25 protein-coding genes, 1 tRNA gene and 1 other RNA gene are annotated in these 23,763 nt (G+C 30.3%); 21 read left to right on the forward strand and 6 right to left on the reverse strand.

The window, feature by feature from the left end; translation table 11 throughout:
- Positions 1-243 precede the first annotated feature (243 nt).
- Together ABID14_RS03630 and ABID14_RS03635 are read right to left on the reverse strand one after the other, a co-directional pair.
- Entirely contained in the window at positions 244-666 is a 423-nt protein-coding gene (locus tag ABID14_RS03630) for a PPC domain-containing DNA-binding protein (protein ID WP_354367236.1), read from the reverse strand.
- Between the two features lie 38 nt (positions 667-704).
- Entirely contained in the window at positions 705-1,181 is a 477-nt protein-coding gene (locus ABID14_RS03635; RefSeq protein ID WP_354367238.1) for a methylglyoxal synthase, read from the reverse strand.
- A gap of 111 nt (positions 1,182-1,292) precedes the next feature.
- Between ABID14_RS03635 and rpsF the strand changes: the two genes are divergently transcribed.
- The 4 genes from rpsF to ABID14_RS03655 all read left to right on the forward strand — a co-directional run bounded on the left by rpsF (position 1,293) and on the right by ABID14_RS03655 (position 3,714).
- Positions 1,293-1,577 (forward strand): 30S ribosomal protein S6, encoded by a 285-nt coding sequence (gene rpsF / locus ABID14_RS03640; RefSeq protein ID WP_354367240.1) that lies wholly within the window; start codon positions 1,293-1,295, stop codon positions 1,575-1,577.
- Positions 1,578-1,589: 12 nt separating this feature from the next.
- Positions 1,590-2,090, forward strand: a complete 501-nt coding sequence (locus ABID14_RS03645) for a single-stranded DNA-binding protein (RefSeq protein WP_354367242.1) — start codon at positions 1,590-1,592, stop codon at positions 2,088-2,090.
- 14 nt (positions 2,091-2,104) lie between these two features.
- A complete protein-coding gene (gene rpsR / locus ABID14_RS03650) occupies positions 2,105-2,329 on the forward strand; it encodes a 30S ribosomal protein S18 (protein ID WP_354367244.1) in 225 nt (74 codons plus the stop codon).
- Positions 2,330-2,439: 110 nt separating this feature from the next.
- Positions 2,440-3,714, forward strand: coding sequence for a hypothetical protein (locus ABID14_RS03655; RefSeq protein ID WP_354367245.1), 1,275 nt, complete (start codon positions 2,440-2,442; stop codon positions 3,712-3,714).
- Positions 3,715-3,782: 68 nt separating this feature from the next.
- Here the strand turns inward: ABID14_RS03655 and ABID14_RS03660 are convergent, their stop codons facing one another.
- On the reverse strand, positions 3,783-5,480 hold the full coding sequence (locus tag ABID14_RS03660) for a hypothetical protein (RefSeq protein WP_354367247.1): 1,698 nt from the start codon (positions 5,478-5,480) through the stop codon (positions 3,783-3,785).
- On the reverse strand, positions 5,480-6,391 hold the full coding sequence (locus ABID14_RS03665) for an FUSC family protein (protein WP_354367249.1): 912 nt from the start codon (positions 6,389-6,391) through the stop codon (positions 5,480-5,482). Before ABID14_RS03665 ends, ABID14_RS03660 begins: the two co-directional genes overlap by 1 nt.
- 154 nt (positions 6,392-6,545) lie before the next feature.
- Between ABID14_RS03665 and hpf the strand changes: the two genes are divergently transcribed.
- The 6 genes from hpf (at position 6,546) to ABID14_RS03695 (ending at position 12,483) form a co-directional block, all read left to right on the forward strand.
- Complete coding sequence (gene hpf, locus ABID14_RS03670) at positions 6,546-7,061, forward strand: ribosome hibernation-promoting factor, HPF/YfiA family (RefSeq protein ID WP_354367251.1); 516 nt, start codon at positions 6,546-6,548, stop codon at positions 7,059-7,061.
- A gap of 228 nt (positions 7,062-7,289) precedes the next feature.
- Positions 7,290-8,381: a dipeptide epimerase gene (locus ABID14_RS03675; RefSeq protein WP_354367253.1), complete on the forward strand. Its 1,092-nt coding sequence runs from the start codon at positions 7,290-7,292 to the stop codon at positions 8,379-8,381.
- 36 nt (positions 8,382-8,417) lie between these two features.
- Entirely contained in the window at positions 8,418-9,596 is a 1,179-nt protein-coding gene (locus ABID14_RS03680) for a DUF819 family protein (RefSeq protein ID WP_354367255.1), read from the forward strand.
- Between the two features lie 26 nt (positions 9,597-9,622).
- Positions 9,623-10,411 (forward strand): serine hydrolase, encoded by a 789-nt coding sequence (locus ABID14_RS03685; RefSeq protein ID WP_354367257.1) that lies wholly within the window; start codon positions 9,623-9,625, stop codon positions 10,409-10,411.
- A gap of 2 nt (positions 10,412-10,413) precedes the next feature.
- On the forward strand, positions 10,414-10,734 hold the full coding sequence (locus ABID14_RS03690) for a DUF3870 domain-containing protein (RefSeq protein WP_354367259.1): 321 nt from the start codon (positions 10,414-10,416) through the stop codon (positions 10,732-10,734).
- Positions 10,735-10,866: 132 nt separating this feature from the next.
- Positions 10,867-12,483 (forward strand): alkaline phosphatase, encoded by a 1,617-nt coding sequence (locus ABID14_RS03695; protein WP_354367261.1) that lies wholly within the window; start codon positions 10,867-10,869, stop codon positions 12,481-12,483.
- Between the two features lie 121 nt (positions 12,484-12,604).
- On the opposite strand, the gene ABID14_RS03700 is transcribed toward ABID14_RS03695, so the two are convergent.
- Positions 12,605-12,681: transfer RNA gene (locus ABID14_RS03700), tRNA-Pro, on the reverse strand.
- 227 nt (positions 12,682-12,908) lie between these two features.
- On the opposite strand from ABID14_RS03700, the gene ABID14_RS03705 reads away from it, so the two are divergent.
- The 3 genes from ABID14_RS03705 to ssrA all read left to right on the forward strand — a co-directional run bounded on the left by ABID14_RS03705 (position 12,909) and on the right by ssrA (position 14,572).
- The gene (locus tag ABID14_RS03705; protein ID WP_354367263.1) at positions 12,909-13,547 is read left to right on the forward strand and encodes an HAD family hydrolase; all 639 of its coding nucleotides are present in this window, start codon (positions 12,909-12,911) and stop codon (positions 13,545-13,547) included.
- Complete coding sequence (locus tag ABID14_RS03710) at positions 13,544-14,164, forward strand: VanZ family protein (protein ID WP_354367265.1); 621 nt, start codon at positions 13,544-13,546, stop codon at positions 14,162-14,164. Before ABID14_RS03705 ends, ABID14_RS03710 begins: the two co-directional genes overlap by 4 nt.
- A gap of 64 nt (positions 14,165-14,228) precedes the next feature.
- Positions 14,229-14,572, forward strand: a transfer-messenger RNA (tmRNA) gene (gene ssrA, locus ABID14_RS03715).
- Positions 14,573-14,630: 58 nt separating this feature from the next.
- On the opposite strand, the gene ABID14_RS03720 is transcribed toward ssrA, so the two are convergent.
- Positions 14,631-15,047, reverse strand: coding sequence for a hypothetical protein (locus ABID14_RS03720; RefSeq protein WP_354367267.1), 417 nt, complete (start codon positions 15,045-15,047; stop codon positions 14,631-14,633).
- Between the two features lie 57 nt (positions 15,048-15,104).
- On the opposite strand from ABID14_RS03720, the gene ABID14_RS03725 reads away from it, so the two are divergent.
- From ABID14_RS03725 to clpX, 8 genes are all read left to right on the forward strand, one after another.
- A complete protein-coding gene (locus ABID14_RS03725; RefSeq protein ID WP_354367269.1) occupies positions 15,105-16,100 on the forward strand; it encodes an MBL fold metallo-hydrolase in 996 nt (331 codons plus the stop codon).
- Between the two features lie 20 nt (positions 16,101-16,120).
- Positions 16,121-17,092 carry a dihydropteroate synthase gene (folP, locus tag ABID14_RS03730; RefSeq protein ID WP_354367271.1) on the forward strand — a complete coding sequence of 324 codons (972 nt, stop codon included), beginning with the start codon at positions 16,121-16,123 and terminating at the stop codon, positions 17,090-17,092.
- 75 nt (positions 17,093-17,167) lie between these two features.
- A complete protein-coding gene (gene pta / locus ABID14_RS03735; RefSeq protein WP_354367273.1) occupies positions 17,168-18,139 on the forward strand; it encodes a phosphate acetyltransferase in 972 nt (323 codons plus the stop codon).
- A gap of 432 nt (positions 18,140-18,571) precedes the next feature.
- Positions 18,572-20,272 (forward strand): proline--tRNA ligase, encoded by a 1,701-nt coding sequence (locus tag ABID14_RS03740; RefSeq protein WP_354367275.1) that lies wholly within the window; start codon positions 18,572-18,574, stop codon positions 20,270-20,272.
- Positions 20,273-20,280: 8 nt separating this feature from the next.
- On the forward strand, positions 20,281-20,502 hold the full coding sequence (locus ABID14_RS03745; RefSeq protein ID WP_354367277.1) for a YdbC family protein: 222 nt from the start codon (positions 20,281-20,283) through the stop codon (positions 20,500-20,502).
- Between the two features lie 69 nt (positions 20,503-20,571).
- The gene (gene tig / locus ABID14_RS03750) at positions 20,572-21,912 is read left to right on the forward strand and encodes a trigger factor (protein WP_354367279.1); all 1,341 of its coding nucleotides are present in this window, start codon (positions 20,572-20,574) and stop codon (positions 21,910-21,912) included.
- A 26-nt stretch (positions 21,913-21,938) separates the two neighbouring features.
- Positions 21,939-22,523 carry an ATP-dependent Clp endopeptidase proteolytic subunit ClpP gene (gene clpP / locus ABID14_RS03755; RefSeq protein WP_354367281.1) on the forward strand — a complete coding sequence of 195 codons (585 nt, stop codon included), beginning with the start codon at positions 21,939-21,941 and terminating at the stop codon, positions 22,521-22,523.
- Between the two features lie 14 nt (positions 22,524-22,537).
- Positions 22,538-23,755 carry an ATP-dependent Clp protease ATP-binding subunit ClpX gene (gene clpX, locus ABID14_RS03760; RefSeq protein ID WP_354367283.1) on the forward strand — a complete coding sequence of 406 codons (1,218 nt, stop codon included), beginning with the start codon at positions 22,538-22,540 and terminating at the stop codon, positions 23,753-23,755.
- Positions 23,756-23,763: the final 8 nt, after the last annotated feature.

Below are 23,763 nucleotides of genomic sequence, written 5' to 3' on the forward strand. Positions count from 1 at the left end.
GTTTCGTTATTTAAGTGATATAGATAGGATACATTAAAAATAGATTTTAGTCTAGTTTTAAAAAACAAAATACGAATTTGTGAATAAATATCCATTTTAAATCACAAATTCGTATAAGATTTATAATTTTATTTACTTAAAATTTATAAATACAAAAATATTACTAATACTAATATCAATTCAAAACAACAAATATTATATTTGTATCCCGTTTTAATTGGATATTATATTCCAATAGTTTTGCTAGTCAAATTTATAAATATTAATTCCTGTAACATCGTCAACTTCTCTTTCAACAATGCCATCAATTATATTAATCGTAAGTTCACAAGTTACACTAATGTAGGCCTCTTTCAGATGGCCGCCAAAAACTTTTCCTTTGTCGTCACCACAACTTATGTGCAGATGTGGATAATACTCGCCATTTTTTGTGCTTATGCTACCAATAAGTGATAGTATTTCAAAGTCACCTGTAAATTCATGTTCTGTGTAATCTTTATTTGACACTTTAAAAGAACCAATTATAAATCGGTTTGTAGCTCCAAGGCCATAAATGCTAGCTAATTTTATATTTTCTTTTGTAGCAATCTCTTTTAATTTTTCGTGTACTTCGTCGCCTATATCAAAGCGAGCTATTATTGTGTTGTTAAATCTTTTGTAATCCATAATATTCCTCCTAAAAATTATTTATGCTAAATATATATTTAGTCTTCAAAATCGTCTCTTTCAATTCTTTCTTCTACTGAATATTCACTGTCTAAAACTCGGACTTCATATTTTTCATCAAACATTGGGGATGAAAGTATATAATCTGCTGTAGTTGGTGATGTCGCCATTGCTATATCATATAGAGTAGAAATGCGAAGTAGAGCTTTTACATCAGGGTCATGGGGTTGTGCTTCTAGAGGATCCCAAAAAAATATTAATATGTCAATTTTGCCCTTTGATATCAAAGCTCCTAGTTGTTGGTCGCCTCCAAGAGGTCCTGATGAAAGTCTTTTTACATTTAGTGAAGTTTTATTTGAAATTATAGCTGCTGTAGTTCCAGTACCTATAAAATTATGCCCCATAAGCTTATCTTCATGTCTTTTTATCCAATCTAGCAATTCTTTCTTTTTGTGGTCGTGGGCGACAAGAGCGATGTTTTTCTTTTCAGAAACAATTATTTTTTTATTAATCATATACACCTCTAAAAAATCTTGACTATTTTCTTTCTATAATATATAATATCAAAGATTGAAATCCTTGCATAGAGAAAAACTATGCCGTAAAGACCAAAAGGAGGTGTATGTATGAACAAATACGAAGCGGTGATTATGTTTTATCCTGAAGTGGAAGAAGAAAAAAGAAATACTTCTTTCGACAGACTTAAGAATGCAATCGAAAAAAATGGAAAAGTTTTAAATATCGACGAATGGGGCATGAAAAAACTTGCTTATGAAATCGAATATAAAAACGAAGCTTATTATATTTTCGTTGAATTTGAAACTGTACCAGAAGATATTGTAGAACTTAATAGACTTGCTAAGATCATGGACCCAGTAATGAGACAAATGATTGTAAAAGTTGAAAATTAATAAGGAGTTATTATGAATAACGTTTGTTTAATAGGAAGATTAGCTAGAGATCCGGAAGTTCGTTATAGTCAAAATGGTTTAGCAATTGCTAGATTTACTGTCGCTGTGGACAGAAGACTTAGTAAACAAAAAAGACAAGAAGCAGAAGCTAATAATCAGCCAACTGCTGATTTTATTTCTTGTACAGCGTTTGGAGCTGTTGCAGAGCTTATTTCTAATTATTTTAGAAAAGGCGGTCAAATTGGCGTTGAAGGTAGAATTCAAACAGGTTCTTATGAAAAAGATGGCAGAAGAGTTTATACAACAGATGTTGTGGTAAATAATATTACTTTTGTTGGATCTAGTGGTAATTCACAAAACCAAGGTGGCTTTAACCAAAATCAAGGTGGTTTTTCATCACCAAATCAAACTAACCAACCAGTAAATTCTGCATATAACGATGACTTCTCAAGTGTTGGCAAAGATGACAACGACGGTTTTTTCCCTATTGACGATGAGGATATTCCATTTTAAGGAGGGTAAAATAAATGCAAAGAAGATTTGGCAGAAGAAGAAAAGTCGATCCATTTGAAAAAGATAAAACTAAAAAAATCGACTATAAAGATGTAGATATGCTAAGAAATTACATTTCTGATAGAGGTAAAATTCTTCCAAGAAGAATTTCAGGCTTAAATGCTAAACACCAAAGAGAAATGACTGTAGCTATCAAAAGAGCAAGACAAATCGCGCTTATTCCATATAGTGCAGACTAATAAATATTAAAATATTAAAGTGCTGAAAAATCAGCACTTTTTTTTAATAAAAATAAAAACGTTTACTTAATATTATTTTATATGCTATACTGAATAAAAGGAGTGATAAAATGGCTTTTTTGAGCACAGGAGTATTTAGTATAATTATGGCAGTTTTTCAATTGCTTTTAAATTTTGATGGAATGAATAAGCTAGATGAGATTAATTTGAACAATTACGAAGTAAAAGTAGATACGAATTTCACGATAAAAATACCACATGAAGACGATTATTACAGTGATTCGAATATTAGAGGAATAATTGACGGTGGCAAATCTAATTATAAATTAAATCTAAAATCGAGTGAAGAGAATTTCAAACTTGATTCTTATTATGATGAAAAATCTACATTTTTTGATACACAAACTTTAAGAGATATTGCAGGGGATAGAGCATCTGCTTCACTTAAAGAAGTTAAAAATGATTATGTAAAATTAGGTGCTAAAGAACCTTTTGGCTTCGAGATGAAATATAATTTTACTTTTATAAATGAAATTTTAAAATTATTTAAAGACCAAGAATTTAAAGAAATAGTTTTGAATATAACTAAGTTTTTAGGAGAAGAAGGCTTAATAAATGCACAAAAGGTAAATTCATTTACAATAAAAGTTGAGGATTTATCTAAATATAATAAATTCGTAGAAAAGATTAACTCACGAGAAGATATTAAAAAAGATATAGTTAGACTTGTAAATATCACATTAAGTGACAAAGAAACTTTTACTATGAAAGATTTAAATAATTTGCTAAAAAATTCTACAAATCAAGAAGTAGATATCTTTATAAAAATGCTAAAAGGCACTACATTTACTTTTAAATCAAATAGCAATAATGCAATTGATTTTGATGTGGATTTTGATATTTTCATGGGCGAAGATAAAGACAAAATGAATATAAAAGGAACTACTAATATAAAACTACAAAACAGCACTGAAAAAGTTAATTTACCAAAAAATTTTGTAGAAGTTTCAGATAAAGAGTATGATAAGTTTTTCTTGTCAACATATGATAATCTTGCAGTGATTACATTAAAAGACAAGGATAAACAAATCTCATATATAAATAAATTAATTTTACATGATAATTATATTTATATAGATGAACATATTATTAGCCAACTCGCAGAAGAAATAGAAATTGTGGATAAAAATAAAATGTATAAAAGAGAAGATAAAATAATTAAAATTACAAACGACACAATTATAGCTAATGATAAAAAAATAAAAGCTTTCACACAAAATGGAATTAATTATTATCCTCTAAGAAAAGTTGCACAAGAATTAGGTTATGAAATTGAATTTGAAGACTCAAATATAGAACCTAGATTTTTTATAACTTTAAAATAAAAAATATTTATACCTTAGTATAAAAACACCCCCATATAGGGGGTGAATTATACTTACTTTTCATTAAATTAATTAGAAAAATCGACTCTTATAATATTATCTTTCTTTTTAGTTTTAGAAAAAAGATTGTATAAATTTTTGCCTAAATTTGTCAATTTATAAAATCTATCTTTTTTAATTATCCCCGCTCTTATTAGAATATCAACAAGAGGTAAAAATTCTTTTTTAATATCTATTTTTTCTATTCTTTTATTTAAGTTCAAGTTAGTTATGAAATCTACAATAAAATCCGAATATTTGTTAGCATCATTTTTAAAAGTTTTATTAGAAAACTCTTCATTTAATATGGCCTGAATCCAAAAAGTCATCTTCACCTCTATAGGAGAAATTAAATATTTTTCAACAATATCTGTCGGAGTTAAATAACTCATATCGTCAAAATTTTCTTTTTCAATAATACCTTTTTCCAATGAAAAATTTATAAAAAGTTGCAAAAGTGGGAAATGATGGTTTTTAACTGTTTTAACATCTTTGGTAGGTATTATTTCCAATTCAGAGGATAAATCTTTTAATAATTTAGGAGAAATATCTCCACTTGTAAGGACAGTTACATAGTAGTAATCTATATAATCTAAAAAAGCTTCATAGTCTTCTAAGAAAGAATTTTCGTCAGTAAAATTAGACTCTACCAAACAATTATAAATATCCTGGTCAATATAAAAACCAGACACCGATGAATTTAACAAATTGTGATATTTAAAAATATTATTTTTGGTCTTTTCTAAACTTTTGAGTATAAAATCTACATTCTTGGAATTATCTTTTAATAATGTATAAAAACCATAGAGTGCATTGATGTGTATTTTTAAGGATTCCTTAGTTACATAATAACCTTCACTACATTGTTCTTCTATTATATCGCTATAGTCTATATTATAATTTTTAAAACTCAATGAACGTGGTTTAAGATAATAAACATATAAATCTGCAAAAGAGAAAAGAAGAATATTAGGGAGTGTTTCTATATTTTCAGCTCCCTTAAAATTATAATTTTCTATGAAAAAATTAAATAACTCAAAATCAGATGGATTAAAAGCCTCACTTAAAACGTAAAGAGCATTTGCATTTTGATAAGCTATACTATCTTTTTCTATATTTGAATTTACAATATAGCAAATTGCAAGGATATCAGGCAGAAATTCTTTAAGCGTTTTAATTATATGATCTCTTGTATTATTTGCGTGAGTTTTTGAATTAATAAATCCTAATAACTCCTCAGAAAGTGGAATAGCCAAAAATTCTTCAATATTATTGACAACATTTAAAGTCAAAAACACATCATCTACTTTGACTACTCTAAGAGAAGCATAACTTGAAGTCAATTTTTCAAGTATTGGAGTATAAATAATATCGAACTCATCCTTGGTTAACAAATCTTTTAATGAATAATTATCATCTTTTTTATCTATTTTAAAAATTGAAACATAAGATGAACATAAAATATCTTCAAATTTGTCAATCTCATAATCTTTGGAAAAATTAAGTTTTTTTGTAGCTGAAAATTTATTTAAATAATTTCTGAGAAGATATCTATTTTTCTTATTATCAAAAAGCAGCCAAGCAGAATAATCTTCTTTAGCAAAAGGAGAAATGATTTTTTGTTTTTCATCATCTCCTATATTCAAAGTAGGCAATTGTATATGTTGTTCCGCTTCATTAACAAGATTTTTGTAAGTAGTATATATATCAAAAATTTGCATTGTCACTAATCTTCACCTATTAATTCCTTTAATTCATCTAGATATTTTAAAATTGATTCAATATGATAATTATTAACTAAGTCTATTTCAGACAAATCATTAATATTGGACTCTCTATCTAAATTGTACCTTTTCTGAAGCTCATCTACAACCTTAGGATTAAGTTTTTCACTCTTCATATTGGTTATTACCTCTAAACGAACTGAAATACTATCCAACAGAGACATCATCTTTTTCTCCTTGGCAATTGAAATATCATGGTGGAATGGTGTTTTAACTTCTTTTTTTAATAAATTATAAAGAGTTATAGAATTTTTATAATCAGCATTAAATTCCGATAAATCAGATTCTTCATTTACTATTAATGCCCTTAAAGTTCTATTAACACAGCGATAAGTTTTCTTTATAGATTCAAAAAAGTCCTTGTAAACATTGGGAGAGGAAATAAAATAATTTACCAAAACGCCAACGACAATCCCCACGAAAGTTCCCAAAATTCTATTAATAGCATAAACAAGCTTAGACTCAGCAGCAAAAGACGCAACAAAAACAATACAAGATAGTTGAGTCATTTCTTTCATATCTAATACAACTAAAATATATATTGTAAGTATAATACATAAACCAGCAATCAGAGGCTCAAAAATATAAGGTAGAGATAACTTTGAAGATAAATATCCAAGTAGAACACCAAAAACACAAGTAAAAAGCCTTTTTTTAGTATCAGTTAAAGATTCCGACAGGGAAGGCTTCATTGTAGAAACAGCCGCTATGGAAACAAAAATAGGGGAATTGAGATTAAGAAGTTGCGACACATAAAGCCCAATAACAACAGCAAGTGCCGTTTTTATAGCTCTCATTCCAATTCTGTAATTGTAATTTATTTTATTGCTAAAAGGTAGGTTTTCTTTTTTCATATTCTCACCATAACAAAAATTATACTTAATTATAATATTACCCCAAAAAGCTTTGAGTTAAAGAAATTGTTGCGATTTAATATGTAAAAGTAGAAATTGATATAAAAAGAAAAATTTGGGTAAAAATAATGTAAAGAAGGAAGGAGTGACGTTTATGTTATTTAATTTTGTTGGAAAAAACATAGACCTTACAGACAGCTTGAAAGATATGGCGGAAAAGAAATTTTCTAAATTAGAAAAATTTTTTTCAGAAGAAATAGATGCGAGAGTAGTATTTTCTACACAAAAAGATAACCAAACTGTCGAGGTAACTGTATTCTTACCTGATACAATAATAAGAGCTGAAGAAACAACAGACGATATGTACACTTCAATTGACAACGCAGTGGATGTATTAGAAAGGCAAATAAGAAAACATAAAACTAAACTTAAAAAGAGATATCAAAACAACGAAACAATTAGGTTCGATTTAATTGACGATAGACTGGAAGAAGAAAATAAAATCGTGAAAAGAAAAAAATTCGAACTTAATCCAATGAGCGAAGAAGAAGCAATTCTTCAAATGGAATTATTAAATCACAAATTTTTCATATTTTTAGACGCAGATACAGAATCTGTAGAAGTATTATATAAAAGAAATGACGGAAATTATGGAATAATTGAAGTATAAATTAATAGGGTCCTGAGGGGCCCTTTTTTAATGCTCTTTAAAAAACAATCAAAAATCTTATCTAAGTAGTTGACTAAAGCAATAAACCCGGTGTATAATATAATAAAGTTAATATATGACTGTATCAATTTGTGTGAGCTATACACAATAGTTCAAGAATCTTTTTGAAGCCCAGTAAAATATCTAATGTATTTTATTGGGCTTTTTTAGTGTAGAAAGGAGTAAAATATGAAAATTACAAAAGTTAAATTGGGGATATTATCTGTTCCACTAAGAGTTCCATTTAAAACAGCTTTAAGATCTGTAGATAGTATTGAAGATGTTATTGTTGAAATACATACAGATACAGGAAATATTGGTTACGGGGAGGCTCCGCCAACAGGTGCTATTACTGGCGAGACTACAGGATCGATTGTAGCGGCCTTTAAAGATCATATTAATAAAACAATAATTGGAAGAGATATTGATGATTTTGAGAATTTACTTATCGATTTGAATAAATGCATCGTAAAAAATACAAGTGCTAAAGCTGCTTGTGACATGGCGATATGGGATTTATATGGACAACTTTATAAAATACCAGTGCATAAATTATTAGGTTCTAGTAGAAAGAAAATTCAGACTGATATAACAATAAGTGTTAATTCGCCTAAAGAAATGGCACAAGATGCAATCTGTGCTGTAAATAAAGGTTATGATGTTTTAAAGGTAAAAGTTGGGGTGAATCCAAATTTAGATGTTGATAGATTGTTAGAGATTAGAAAAGCAGTAGGTAAAAAACCTATGATAAGAATTGATGCCAATCAGGCTTGGACACCGAAAGAAGCAGTACGTATTTTGGACAAAATGGAAGATAAATTAATTGATTTAGAATTAGTTGAACAGCCAGTTATATTTCACGATTTAGAAGGTTTAAAATATGTTACAGATAATTCATGTGTACCTGTTTTAGCTGATGAGAGTGTATTTTCGCCAGAAGATGCCCTTGAAATTGTTAAAATGAAAGCTGCAGATATGATAAATATTAAATTGATGAAATGTGGAGGCATTTATAATGCTTTAAAGATAACATCTCTTGCAGAACTTGCAGGGATAGAATGTATGATTGGTTGTATGCTAGAGGCTAAAATAAGTGTAAACGCTGCAGTGCACCTTGCTTGTGCAAAACAGATTATAACAAAATTTGATTTAGATGGACCAATATTATGTACCGAAGACCCTATAGTTGGCGGTTCTATATTTAATGAGAAAGATATTTTGGTTTCCAATGATTATGGTCTTGGAATCAAAAGATTGGAAGGTATAAAATATTTAGATTAATTATTTTGGATTTTTAACTAAGAAAGGAAGGTTTTTATGGTTATTAACAATGGCTTTACTTACATAGCGTTTCTAATGTTTTTAGCAGGTTCGCTACTTGCTATTCAGAAGTATACTGGATGGAAAATATTTAATGTTGTCCCTCCACTTGTTTTCATATATGTTTTAAATATGGCTTTTTGTACAATGGGACTTTATGATTCCGAAGCTTGCTCTGAAACATATGCAGTTCTAAAAAATAATTTATTGTACGCTATGATTTTTGTTATGTTATTACGTTGTGACTTTAGAAAATTAGCTAAACTTGGAGGTAGGATGGTTACCATATTTTTAGCTTGTTCTTTTACACTTTTTGTAGGTACTATAGTTGGATATCCTATTTTCAAATCAACTCTTGGCAATGATACATGGGCAGCTGTAGCGGCACTTTATGCTTCTTGGGTTGGCGGATCTGCAAATATGGCTGCAATGCAAGCTGCATTACCAGTTGATGCAGGAGCATATAGTTGTGCTTTAGCTCTTGACACAGTTTGTTATTCTTTATGGATTGCATTATTGCTTTTGGCAGTTAGATACGCTCCTAAATGGAATAAAATCACTAAGGCAGATACATCTAAACTTCAAGCAGTTGCAGATGCAGCGGCTCAAGAAATATCTAAAGATAAAAATATTGCAACATCAGCTGATTGGATATTTTTAATTGGTCTATCATTAATAGTTTCGGCAGTGTCTCAATATGTAGGAGCATCTTTAAATAATGGGTTAAGTTCTGTGGGATTGGAGATGTTCGATAAGGGAACTATAACAACTTTATTTGTCACAATTTTAGGATTAATATGTGCATTATCACCTTTAGGCAAGGTGCCTGCAGTTGAAGAACTATCTAATGTTTATCTTTATGCAGTTGTATCTCTACTGGCATCTACTGCATCGATAGTGGATTTATTGACTGCTCCTATGTGGGTAGTTTTTGGATTATTTATACTTTTAGTTCATGTTGTACTGATGTTTTTATTTTCCAAGATATTTCATTGGGATTTATGTATGGTATTCACTGCATCTTTAGCAAATTTAGGTGGTTCTGCTTCAGCTCCTATTGTAGCTTCTGCGTATGATCAATCTTATGCTGGCATCGGTGTGCTTATGGGTGTGCTTGGTGCAGCAGTAGGAAACTTTTTAGGTATTGGCATTGCACAAATATTGCGAATAATGTAATAATGTTTATTGGTTAAGGAAAAGTTATGAAAGAATATATTTTATTAAAAAATGATTTAAAAAATTATTTTAGTAATTTTGATGCAAATATAAGTGTAAGTTTTTATGATTTAAAGGAGGACTATACTTTTTCTTTTGATGGAGATAAAAAAATGCTTTCGGCTAGCATGATTAAACTGTTAATTATGGGTGCAATTCTCGAATGTATAAACGATGGAAAATATAATTTAGAAGATAACTATATTTTTGCTGATAAACATATAGTTGATGGTTCTGGAATAGTTATTGACATGGATGAAGGGCATAAGTTTTCTTTAAGGGAAATTATAAAACTCATGATAGTACTAAGTGATAATTCCTGTACAAATTTATTAATTGATATTTTATCAATGAAAGAAATAAATAGTTATGCAAAAAAACTTGGTCTGAAAAACACTGTTTTAGAAAGAAAAATGATGGATTTTGATGCTATTGAAAAAGGTTATAACAATTATACTTCATCTAATGATATAATGAATATATTAAAACTGATATATGGTAAAAAATTAGTTACTGAATATTTAAGTGATTTTGCAATAGAAGTGTTGCTTAGTCAAAAATTAAATTACGGATTAAAGAATTATCTATCAGAAGAAGTTAAATTGGCAAGTAAAAGTGGAAATCTAGACGGATTAGAAAACGATGGTGGAATATTTTTTCTTGATAAAGTAGATTATATTTTAGTTGTGTTAGTAAACAATGCTAAAACTAACCATTTAGCGAAAGAAATTATTAATAATATTTCTAAAATAACTTTTGATTTCATGGAGGGTTAAGAGTGGATAGAGGAACTATATATATAACTGGAGAAGCTAGGACTACTATGGACAATGCTATTACTAAAATTTATGGGGTATTTTATATTGCTCTTGTGGTAGAAAAAGCTACTGGAAATATATTATGTTTCGACTGCAATGCAACTCTAGATTTGACAAAAGATTTTATTAGTAAGATTTTTGTTGGTAAAAATATTTTATTGGATGAAAATAATATTATTGATGAAATAAATAAACGCTATTTAGCATCTTCATGTAGAGCTATTATAGTATCTTATAGAGATGCTCTTCAAAAATATAAAAAGTTAAATAATATTGACTAAATAAAGATTATAATTAGGGTCCTGAGGGGCCCTTTTTTAATGCTCTTTAAATAGATTTTACAATACATCTAAGTTATTTTTACACATCTTTGATAGATTATAGTTAAATAAAAATTATTTAGGAGGATTTTTGTGAAAAGATTAAAAAAAATTATGGCTACTGCTCTTGCTGTGGCAACTCTTGTACCGAGCTTTGTTTTTGCGGAAGGTAAAGACTATGGCAGTGCAAAAAATGTTATTGTTATGATTCCAGATGGAATGAGCGTGGAAGCTTTAACTACTGCAAGATGGATGACTGCTGAAAAGAAATTTGTTATGGATGATATGGCTACAGGTCTTGTTAGAACTAATAATGCTAATACACCTATTGCTGACTCAGCACCAGCTGGTACAGCAATGGCTACTGGCGTTAAATCAGAATCTCCATTTGTAGGAGTTTACCCTACAAAAGGCGGAATGCCAGGAGCAGAAGATTTTGATGAAAAAAAAGCTAAAATGCCTTTAGCAAATGTGCTTGAAGGTGCTGAAAGGACTGGAAGATCTACAGGTATTGTATCTACTTCAAATATCCAACACGCAACTCCTGCTGATTTTTCTGCGCACAATCCTGACAGAAATAATTATCAAGATTTAGGAGAACAACAAGTATACCAAAACATGGAAGTTGTTTTAGGTGCTGGTTCTAAACATCTATCTAAAGAAGTAAGAGATGATAAAGAAGATTTAATTGGTGAAATTAAGAATCTTGGATATGATTATGTAACTACTCCTGATGCAATGAAAGCATCTAAAGCAGATAAAATTTGGGGACTTTTTGCTGAAGAGAGTTTTGCATACCATATTGACAGAGATGCTTCAAAAGAACCAAGCTTAGCTGAAATGACTCAAAAAGCAATTGATGTATTATCTAAAAATGATAAAGGATTTTTCCTTATGGTTGAAGGATCTGAAGTTGACTGGGCTGCTCATTCTAATGACCCTGTAGCACTTGTTAATGATATTAAAGCATTTGATGATGCTGTTAAAGTAGCGAAAGATTTTGCAGACTCCAATGAAGACACTGTAATTGTTATTGCATCTGACCACGGAACAGGTGGTATTACTTTCGGACACAGAAATATCACAAAGGGTTATGACAAAGCAAAATTAGAAACATTTACTCATATTATAGCTGATGCTAAAATTTCAACTACAAAAGCTGCTGAACTTGTGAATGAAGATAAATCAAATATTGCACAAGTAATGAATGAAAACTTTAAAATTGCAGATTTAACTGAAGAAGAAATGAACTTTATTAAAAATGAAAAAGACACTGCTTCTGCAATTGGTAGAGTAGTTTCTACAAGAAGTAATATTGCATGGACAACTGGAGGTCACGTTGGTGGAGATGTTGGATTGTATTGCTATGCGACAGCTAAAGATGGCAAAAGATTATCAGGTACAGTTTACAACAATCAAATTGGTAAATATGTAGCTGATCTTTTAGATGTAGATCTAAATGCTCTTACTGAAGAATTATATAATCCAATTAGACTAGGATTTGAAGCTAAAGAAGCTAAAGTAGAATTTAAAGTTGTTGGTAAAAATAACTATGAAGCAGTTGTAACTAAAGGCGAAGACAAAGTTGTATTCCCTATAGCTAAAAATTATGCAATTAAAAATGGTGAAAAAGTAGAACTTAAAGGGTTGACAGTTTATACTGGAAAATCAGTTTATGTATCAAAAGATGCATTTGAGTTAGTAAAATAATTATGAGAAGTTAAAAGGAGCCACCTCATTGGGTGGCTTTTTTTGTTTTAAAATTAGGAAAGTTTATAATAATAAAAATTTAATTAATAAAAAAAGACTGAAATGAATCAGTCTTTTTATATGGTCGGGGTGAGAGGATTTGAACCCCCGGCCCCATGGTCCCAAACCACGTGCGCTACCAAACTGCGCTACACCCCGACGACACTCATATATTATACAGAGTATTTACTAAAAATCAAAACTTTGTATACAAATTATTTTATCTTATTAAGAGCGTAAAATCAAGTATATTTTATAAATAGTCTACTATTTCGAATTAATTCTCTATATATCTCTGTTTTTCTTCTGTTTTTAAAATAAGTTGATTTTTATGTTTTTAAATATTAAAATATACTGTAACGTGAGATTGAATTAAGGAGGTTTAGATGAAAGCTATTATTTTTGATTTAGATGGTACATTGGTTGATTCTATGCGATATTGGCGAGATGTATCTAAAGAATTTTTAAAAACTAAAGGAATTGACATAGATAATGAAGTTCAACACAAAATGACTACAATGAGTCTGCGTAAATCTTTATTATATTTAAAAGATTTTTATAATTTAAAAGAAACTCTTGATGTGCTTTATGATGAATTTTCTGATATTGTCACTGATTTTTATATGAATAAAGTTGAACTTAAAGAAAATGCTATTGAAATATTAGAATATTTTAAGTCAAAAGGTTTTAAAATTGTCATAGGCACTTCTACTGCAAAAAATTTTGTAGACATTGTGGCTGATAAATTTAATTTATATGACTATGCTTCTGCTGTTTTTACTGTTGATGGAGTCGGTCACTATAAAAGTGAAGTCAAATTTTTTACTTCAATAGCTGATAGTATTGAGGAAGATACACAGGATATTTATCTAGTTGATGATTCTTTTATTGCTCTTAGAGCTGCTAAAGATGCTGGTTTAGTTCCAGTTGGTATATATGACGAAAATTCAGACGACAAGTGGCATATCATTAAAGAAGAACAGAAATTTTATATTTCAAAATTAATTGAATTAAAGGAAATATGAAATTATTTTTGTACTTTTTTGTTAAATCGATTTTTGCTTTTATCATAACCTTTTCTATATTTTCAATTGCTAGAAGGGAGTATGTCAATAGAAATAAAGTCAAAACTAATTTACGAAGAGAATTTTTAATTAGGATTTTTGTAGGATATTTGGCTATACTTGCTATTCTTTTATTTACACCGAATGCACAAATTAGTGCTAAGGGTATTAATCTCACTAGCGCTAACTTTGATTTTGTTGGCAATTTTAAGGATAGGATATATGATGGTTCGTGGGGAATGAATTTTGTTCCATTCAGAACGATAAAATCCTATTTAAAATATTCTGGTTTTAGACATGCGATGATAAATATAGTAGGAAATATAATAATATTTATACCTTTTGGTAGAATATTGCCAGAAATTTACAGGCGAAGTCAGAATTTATTAAATATTTTTTTTATTTTACTATTAACATCTTGTGTAATAGAGTTTATACAATTTTTCATAGGTCGTTCAGTGGATATTGACGATATAATGTTAAATGTAGTTGGTGGAATAATTGGTTTTGTTTTGTGGCAAAAATTTGCTCCTAAGAGACAACGCAGAGTTAAATTCAATAGAAATTTAAATAAATGAAAAGCTCTTAAATTGACAAAAAGGGCTTTTTTTAGTATAATTTTTTCTTACAAATAAATAGTATGGGGGCGAAAATGGTTTCGACGGGGGTTTTGAGCTTAGAGCAGCGAGCCGTTGATGGATCACACAACGTTAAAATGGTCCATTAAAATAAACGACGAAAATAATTTCGCACTAGCTGCCTAAGAATTGGTAGCAATCCTTGACAGACTCCGCGATCTGTTAAAGGGTTTCAAATTTAGCGGGCCACGAACTCTGTAAGGCGCCATAACAGAGGGGGTCTAATGGCGATACTCCAAATTAGTTTGACTTTTTAGTAGTTTGGAGGAATTTTAAAAATAGTCTGCGCTCGGAGAATTCTCTGTGACGGACTTTCGGACGCGGGTTCGACTCCCGCCGCCTCCACCATATTAAAAAACGTGTATCACTATGTTTTATAGTAGTGATACACGTTTTTATTTTACAGTTAGCTATTAGCCAATAGTTGTTCGTATTTATTTATAAGTTCTACTGGTATAACAAAATTAAAATAAGTACCTGTGTGAGATAAATATAGGTACACATAACCAAGTGCGGTGAATTTTTTTAGATTGACATAGACGTTTTTGTCACTATAATCTACTGTTCCGTTGTAGAAATCATAAAAAGATTTGTGTTCTTCTTTGTCAAATTTGTTTAAAACTTCTTCAAATCTATTATTTATGGTTTCATAAATTAAGTTTACTTTATCTATATTATTTAAATCTGATATATTTAGACTGTATGTAGTTGCTATACTTAGAAGTTGTTCTTCGTCTAAACTTTCTAATATTGGGTATAATCTATCTTGAGGCAATTTGTTGATTGTCTCTTTTTCGAAAATGTTTAATAAAAATTCGCTCATTTTTTTCACCTCTATTTCATTATATAGGTTTTTAAATTTTGAGCAATGGGAGGATATATGTCGGAGATTAAAAAGTTAACAGATGGAGTTTATTTAAAAATTATACCTTTAAAGGGAAATCCTTTGAAGAGTATAAATATTTATATGGTGAAGTCGGATGACGAGGCCATGATTATAGATACGGGTTTTAATACTGATGAGATTAGAAGTGAAATGTTATCTTATATTCGAGATATGGAAATTAATCTCTCTAAGACAAAATTATTTTTGACACATCTTCATTCTGATCATACTGGTCTTGCTAGTTGGTTTCATGAAGAGCTTGGTGTGAAAATTTATATGGGCGAAGTTGATTATAATATGATGAGCGATATGGCAGATGAAAACTCACCTAGATGGGTTGATATAATGAAAACTACTCATTTGCAGGGTCTTGATGCTGATAATCTTAAAATAGATGAGCATCCTGGTTTTAAATATCGTCCACGCAAGGAATTTCCTCATATTGCTGTTAATCCTGGCGATGTTTTAAATGTTGGAGATTTTAATTTTATAGCTCAGGACTTCTCTGGGCATACTCCAGGTATGATAGGTCTTTATGAGAAAGATAAGAAAATTTTATTTTGTGGCGACCATTTACTCAAGAAAATTACTCCAAATATTACTTTTTGGAATTTTGAGGTGGGCGATTCCCTGGGAACTTATTTAAATAATATTGAAAAAGTAAAAGATTTAGATGTTGAGCATCTTTATTCTTCGCATAGGGAACTTATCACTGATATTTGTGGTAGAATTGAAGAGTTAAAGCTTCACCATAAAAATAGAATTGATGAAGCACTTAAAACTTTAGAGCGAAACGGCGAGTGTAGTGTTAGGGATATTGCTGAGAATATGAGTTGGGATATTTCTACAAAAGATTTTAATAAGTTTCCTAATTCTCAAAAGTTCTTTGCAGCAGGTGAGGCTCATGCCCATCTTGAATATTTGCGTGGCAAGGGACTTGCTGATTTTAGGAAAGACGCAAATGGAGTTTTAAAATATTATAAAATTTAGTTTAACAATAAGGAGATAGCATGGATACTGATATTTTTAGATTTAAAGACAAAACTATAAAAAAAGGTGGAGAAACCATTCTGTGCGGCATAGTAAATGTTACACCAGATTCTTTTTCTGACGGTGGGAAGTTTTTTGGTGTAGACAAAGCAGTAAAAAGAGCACTTGAACTTATAGATGAGGGTGCTGGAATGATTGATATTGGTGGAGAATCTACTAGACCAGGTTCGACTTATGTAGATATTGAAGAGGAAATAAATAGAGTTGTTCCTGTTATTAGAAAGTTAAAAGAAATGACCAATATTCCCATTTCAATTGATACATGGAAAGCTGACGTAGCAGAAAAAGCTATAGAGAATGGTGCTGATATTGTAAATGATATCACTGGTTTTTTGGGAGATTCTAAAATGGCAGAGGTTGTAAGTAAAACTGATGCAGGTGCGATTTTAATGTTCAACCCAGTTCTAGCAAGACCAAACCACGAGAGTTCTAAAAAATTCCCTAAATTTGGTGGCGATTGGATATTTTCTAATGAAGAACTTAAATCTTTTGAAAATATGGAAATTGTTGAATTAATGAAGAAATATTTTGAAAAATCTATTTCTTTATGCAATAAATATGGAATAAATAAAGATAGAATAATGCTTGATCCAGGTATAGGTTTTGGGCTTACAAAAAAAGAAAATTTAAAATTAGTAGATGAAATTGATGTAATAAAAGACATGGGTTATTTTACTTTTTTAGGCGTATCAAGAAAGAGATTTATCGTAAATCTTTTAAACGATAATGGCATAGATTCATCAGCAGAGACTAATTTAGGTTTTGAAAATAGAGATGAAGCCTCTTCTGCTCTTACTACAATTGGAGCGTATAAAGGAGTTGAGGTTTTAAGAGTGCACACTGTTAAACACCACAAAATAGCTAAAATTGTCGGCGATGCTATTAGGATGAATGCAAGTCTTAAAGATATTAATTTTGATGCATATAGGTAAAAGACTTTAAATATAAAAAATTTAGATATATAATATTAGTGATAAAAGTATTAATTATTAAAAGAGGGGGACTATATGTCACTAGTTGATGAATTGAAAAGTAAAATTAGAGTTGAAAAACCTGAGATTGTATTTCCAGAAGGGGACGATACAAGAATTTTAAGGGCTGCAGTAAGACTTGAACAAGATGGAGATCTTAAACCAATTGTGCTAGGTTCTAAAGAAAAACTAGCAGAAATTGCAAAAGAAGAATGCATTGATATTTCTAATTTAGAAATTATCGATCCTCTAAATTATGATGATATTGACAATATGGTATCAGCTTTTGTTGAAAGAAGAAAAGGAAAAGCAACAGGAGAAAAAGCACGTGAAATTTTAAAAGACCACAATTATTTTGGAACAATGCTTGTATATTTGAATAAAGCAAAAGGACTTGTTTCTGGAGCTGCACACACAACTGCAGATACAGTTAGACCGGCTTTACAAATTATTAAAACTAAACCAGAATATTCAAGATGTTCAGGTGCATTTTTAATGCTTAGAGATGAAGAAAAATACTTAATGGCTGACTGTGCTATAAACATTGATTTAGATGCAGAAGGACTTGCAGAAGTTGCAGTTGTATCTAATGAGACAGCAAAATCTTTTGGAATAGATCCAAAAATTGCCATGCTTTCTTTCTCAACTAAAGGATCAGCATCACACGAAAGAGTAGATATGGTTGCAGAAGCAACAAGACTTGCTCATGAAAAAAATCCAGATATGGCTGTTGATGGAGAACTTCAATTTGATGCTGCTTTTGTTCCAGAAGTTGCAAAGAAAAAAGCACCAAATTCTGATGTTGCAGGACATGCGAATGTATTTGTCTTCCCAAATATTGAAGCAGGAAATATTGGATATAAGCTTGCTCAAAGATATGGTGGATTTGAGGCTATTGGACCTATACTTCAAGGTTTAAATGCTCCTGTAAATGACTTGTCACGTGGTTGTGTAGAAGATGAAGTGTATTCTCTTGCTATTATAACAGCAGCTCAAGCAGTACTTTAATATTAATATAATATATTTTATATTTTGAGACTTCCATGATGGGAGTCTCAATTGTTTTAGTTAAGCTTATCTACTTATTGAATTAGAACTAAAAGTTTTTATAAGTAATAGTGACAAAATATTTCAGTTTAAGTGATTAATTCTAATTTTAATTAATAATTTATTAATTTTTATATCAAGTACTAAAATTCAATTAAATAATCAACTGTGTTAGTTATAAATCCTGATAATTTGTAAAAAGATTATAAAAAATATTTTGTTTATAGTATAATGTTATTGACTTTGCAAGTAGGTAAGCTAATTTTTACGAAAATACATTAACTTTTTGTATTAGTAGTTTTAAAAATATGTAAGCAGAAGAACGAAATTTGAAATACTTGTGAATTAAAATATTTAATACTATAATACTCTTGATGAATAAATGGAGGTTTTATGAGATTATCTAAACTTTATATGCCAACTCTAAGAGAAGATCCACAAGATGCAGAAATTGCGTCTCACAAATATCTTTTGAGAGCTGGTATGATAAGAAAGACGGCAAGTGGAATTTATACATACTTGCCACTTGGCTATAGATCAATAAGAAAAATTGAAAATATTGTAAGAGAAGAGATGGACAATGCAGGAGCAATGGAAATACTTATGAGTGCTATTCAACCTGCAGAAATTTGGCGTGAATCAGGAAGATGGGACAAATTTGGACCTGAGATGTTTAAACTAAAAGATCGCAATGACAGAGAATTTTGTCTCGGACCAACAGCAGAAGAATATTTTACAACTCTTATTCGAGATGAAGTAAAAAGTTACAAAGATTTTCCTCTTAATCTTTATCAAATACAAACAAAGTATAGAGACGAAAAAAGACCGAGATTTGGCATAAATAGGGCTCGTGAATTTTCAATGAAAGATGCTTATACTTTTGATACATCTGAAGAAAATTTAGATATAGCTTATATGAATATGTATAGAGCCTATGAAAATATTTTTGATAGACTTACCCTAGATTATAAAATAGTTGAAGGTGACAATGGTGCCATGGGTGGTACAGGCAGTCATGAGTTTATTGCACTTTCTGAAACAGGCGAAGGAGTAATAGTATATTCACCATCGGGTAAATTTGGAGCGACTGAAGAAAAAGCTCCAGTAAAATACAATCTCCCAGAAACTGAGATAGAAAAAGAAATTGAAAAGGTAAATACACCTAATACTAAGACAATTGATGAAGTTGCAGAATTTTTAAATGTAGAAAAGAAAAAATGTGCAAAAGCTATAGATTTGATAATTGAAGGTGAACCAGTCTTAGTTTTCATACCAGGAGATAGAGAACTAAATATGGCAAAACTAATTTCATATACGGCAGCACCTGAGCATGAAATCAGGATGATGGAAGATGAAGAGATTTTAAATATCAAATCATATCCAGGATATACTGGTCCAAAAGATATTGACGCTAGAATAATAGTTGACAAATCTCTTACTGATATGAAAAACTTAGTTATAGGTTCAAATGAAGATGAATACCACTATATAAATGCAAATTTTGGCAGAGACTTCAAAGGTGAAGTAGTAGAAGATTTACTTCTAGTTCAAGAAGGAGACCTTGTTCCTGGAACAGATGAAAAATATGAATTTGCCAGAGGAATTGAAGTAGGAAATATATTCAAACTTGGCACAAAGTATTCAAAATCTTTGGGGGCAACTTTCTTAGATGAAAATGGCAAAGAAAAGTATTTTGTAATGGGTTCTTATGGTGTGGGTATAACTAGATCTGTCACAGCAATCATAGAGCAAAATCATGATGAAAATGGAATTATTTGGCCATTATCTGTCGCTCCATATGAGGCTATTGTCACTATAGTAAATGTTAAAAATGAAGAGCAAGTCCGTTTAGGAGAAAAAATTTACAATGATTTAAAGAAAAAGGGAGTAGAAGTTCTACTTGATGACAGACGTGACAGAGCTGGAGTTAAATTTAAGGATAGAGATCTTATTGGTATTCCACTTAGAATAACTTGTGGTAAAAAATCAGCAGATAATATTGTTGAATATTCAACTAGAAGAGAAATGGTAAATATGGAAATAACTGCTGGAGAAGCAATTAACAATATATTAGAAGAAATTGAAAATAAATAAGGAGAATTATGGCAGACTTTAAATTTGAGATAGTAGAACACTTAGGGGTCCTATCAGAAAGTGTCAAAGGTTGGACAAAAGAGTTAAATAAGGTTAGTTTTAATGATAGACCTGCTAAATATGATATTAGAGAATGGGATCCTGAGCATGCAAAAATGTCAAAGGGTGTTACTCTAAATGATGAAGAAATGGAAATACTCTCTAAAATACTAAAGGATAGGGAGATTTAATATATTTTTAAAAACACTTGTGTTATAATAGAAAAATGTTAAAATACGCCGAGAGCGAGGAGGATTTAAATGACTGAAATAAAAAAGAAGGAAAACAACAAAGTCTTTTTTGACCTTGTTTTAAAAAAAGAAGATATAAAGAAAGCTGAAACTGAAGTTTACAAAAAAAATAAAAAATATTTTCAAATTCCAGGATTTAGAAAAGGACATGTTCCTAAACAAATGATTGAAAACATGTATGGTAAAGATGTTTTCTTTGAAGATGCAGTAAATGAACTTTTGCCTGAAGCTTATGAAAAAGCAATCGATGAATTAAAATTAGATGTAGTTGATAATCCAAATATGGATATTGATGAAGAAACAATGGGTAAAGATGAATTAGTGGTAAAAGTTGATGTTGATGTTAAACCTGAAGTTGAAGTTTCTGATTACAAGGGTATGGAAATAGAAGATCCAACTTTAACAGTTACTGATGATGTTCTTGATGCAGAAATTGAAAATCAAAGAAGAATGAATGCAAGAATTATAAATGTTGACGATAGAGCAGTTAAAGAAGGAGATATTGTAAATATTGACTTCAAAGGTTCTGTTGATGGAGAATACTTTGAAGGTGGTACTGCAGAAGGCCAAGATTTAGAAATTGGTTCTGATACTTTCATACCAGGTTTTGAAGAAAAACTAATTGGTCACGAAATAGGAGAAGAGTTTGATATTGATGTAGACTTCCCAGAAGATTACCACCAAGAAGATCTTGCAGGTAAAACTTCAAAATTTAAAATTAAAATTAACAGTATTTCATATGAAGAACTTCCAGAACTTGATGATGAGTTTATCAAAGATATCTCTGAGTTCGATACAGTTGAAGAATTTAAAGAAGACCTTAAAAAGAAAAAAGAAGAAGAATTTGAAACAACATCTCTTATGGAAAAACAAAGAAGAGCAATTGAAATGCTTGGAGATAAAGTAGATGTTGAAATTCCTGATGGAATGGTTAGAGCTCAAATGGACCAAACAGTAGCAAATTATGATCAAACACTTAGAGCTCAAGGAATTTCACTTGATGACTATGTAAAAATGGTTGGTTCAACTATGGAAGAATTTAGAGAAAACGCAAGACCAAGTGCAGAAAAAACTGTCAAAAACGACCTAGCTCTTGAAGCAGTTGTTAGAGCAGAAAATCTTCAAGTTACTGATGAAGAAATTGAAGAAGAAGTAGAAAATGTTGTTAAAGAATATTTCAAAGATGATGAAGAACATCAAAAAAGAATGAAAGAATACATGCTCAACGAAAATAAAGAAGTTGTTAGAGGCGACCTTGAAAAAAGAAAAGCAGTAGACTTTATTGTTGAACATGCAAAATTTGTTGAACCAAAAGAAACAAAAGAAGAAAAAGATAATACTGAAGAATAATTAAATTTAGAGAAGGACGTGATCTCATGGCATTAGTGCCTATGGTAGTAGAACAAACTAATAGAGGAGAAAGATCTTATGACATTTACTCTAGACTTTTAAAAGATAGAATTATCTTTGCAAGTGGTGAAGTAAATGATGTTATGGCTGATTTAATTGTGGCTCAATTATTATTTCTTGAGTCTGTTGATCCTAATAAAGATATTCAACTTTATATAAATTCGCCAGGTGGATCTGTAAGTGCTGGTTTTGCTATATTTGATACAATTAATTATATAAAACCAGATGTTTCTACAATTTGTATAGGTATGGCAGCATCAATGGGAGCATTCTTACTTGCTTGTGGAACTAAGGGCAAAAGATTCGCTCTTCCAAATGCAGATATTATGATTCATCAACCATCAGGTGGTGCACAAGGCCAAGCAAGTGATATTCAGATAAATGCTGAAAAGATTTTAAAAATCAGACACAAACTAAATAAAATACTTGCAGATAATACTGGTCAACCTCTAGATAAAATTGAAAGAGATACAGATAGGGATTATTGGTTATCTGCAGAAGAAGCAGTAGAATATGGACTTATAGACAGAGTAATAGAAAGTAGGGATTGATTTAGAGGTGAATTATGGCTGGTACAGATGAAGTTATGAGATGTTCATTCTGTGGCAGAACTCAAAATCAAGTTAAAAGACTTATTGCAGGGCCAAATGTAAATATTTGTAATGAATGTATTTCGCTTTGCAATACGATTTTAAATGAAGAGATAGATAAAGATGATAGTGCTGAATTTTCATTAAAAAAACCAGCAGAGATAAAAGAAATTTTAGACTCCTATGTAGTTAAACAGGAAGATGCTAAAAAAGCTCTATCTGTGGCTGTTTATAATCACTACAAGAGAATCGCTTCATCTAAAAAAACTGACTCAGACATTGAACTTCAAAAATCAAATATATTAATGATTGGGCCTACTGGCTCAGGAAAGACATTATTGGCACAAACACTTGCTAGACTTTTAAATGTTCCTTTTGCAATTGCAGATGCAACTACACTCACAGAAGCTGGTTATGTTGGCGAAGATGTAGAAAATATTATATTAAAGCTAATTCAAAATGCTGACTATGATATAGAAAAAGCCGAAAAAGGAATAATTTATATTGACGAAATTGATAAAATAGCAAGAAAATCAGAGAATGTGTCAATCACAAGAGATGTAAGTGGCGAAGGCGTACAACAAGCACTTCTTAAAATAATAGAAGGAACTGTTGCAAATGTACCACCACAAGGTGGTAGAAAACATCCAAGTCAAGAATTTATTCAAGTAGATACTTCTAATATTTTATTTATCGTTGGCGGTGCTTTTGATGGCATTGACAAAATAATTGAAAATAGGATTTCAAAATCATCAATGGGTTTTGGTTCTCAATTATATGATAAAGAAAAAGAAAGCAAAAATATTTTACAAAAAGTTGAAACTGAAGATTTGCTAAAATTTGGTTTAATTCCAGAACTTATAGGTAGACTTCCAGTTACAATAACACTTGAAGAACTTGACGAGGGTGCCTTGGTTGAAATTCTAACTAAGCCTAAGAATGCTCTTGTAAAACAATATAAAGAGTTATTGAAACTTGATGATGTAGATTTAATATTTGATGACGAGGCTCTTAAAGCTATCGCCCAAAAAGCTATTGACAAAAAAGCTGGTGCGAGAGGACTAAGAGGTGTAATCGAGAATACTATAATGAATGTCATGTACGAGATACCGTCACGTGATGATGTCAAGGCTGTTCAAATAACTAAAGATGCAGTTGATGGTAAATCATCTGCAAAGCTAATCAAAAAGTAAAACGCCGT

This window comes from Peptoniphilus olsenii (genome assembly GCF_040545475.1).
Taxonomy (GTDB): domain Bacteria; phylum Bacillota; class Clostridia; order Tissierellales; family Peptoniphilaceae; genus Peptoniphilus_A; species Peptoniphilus_A olsenii.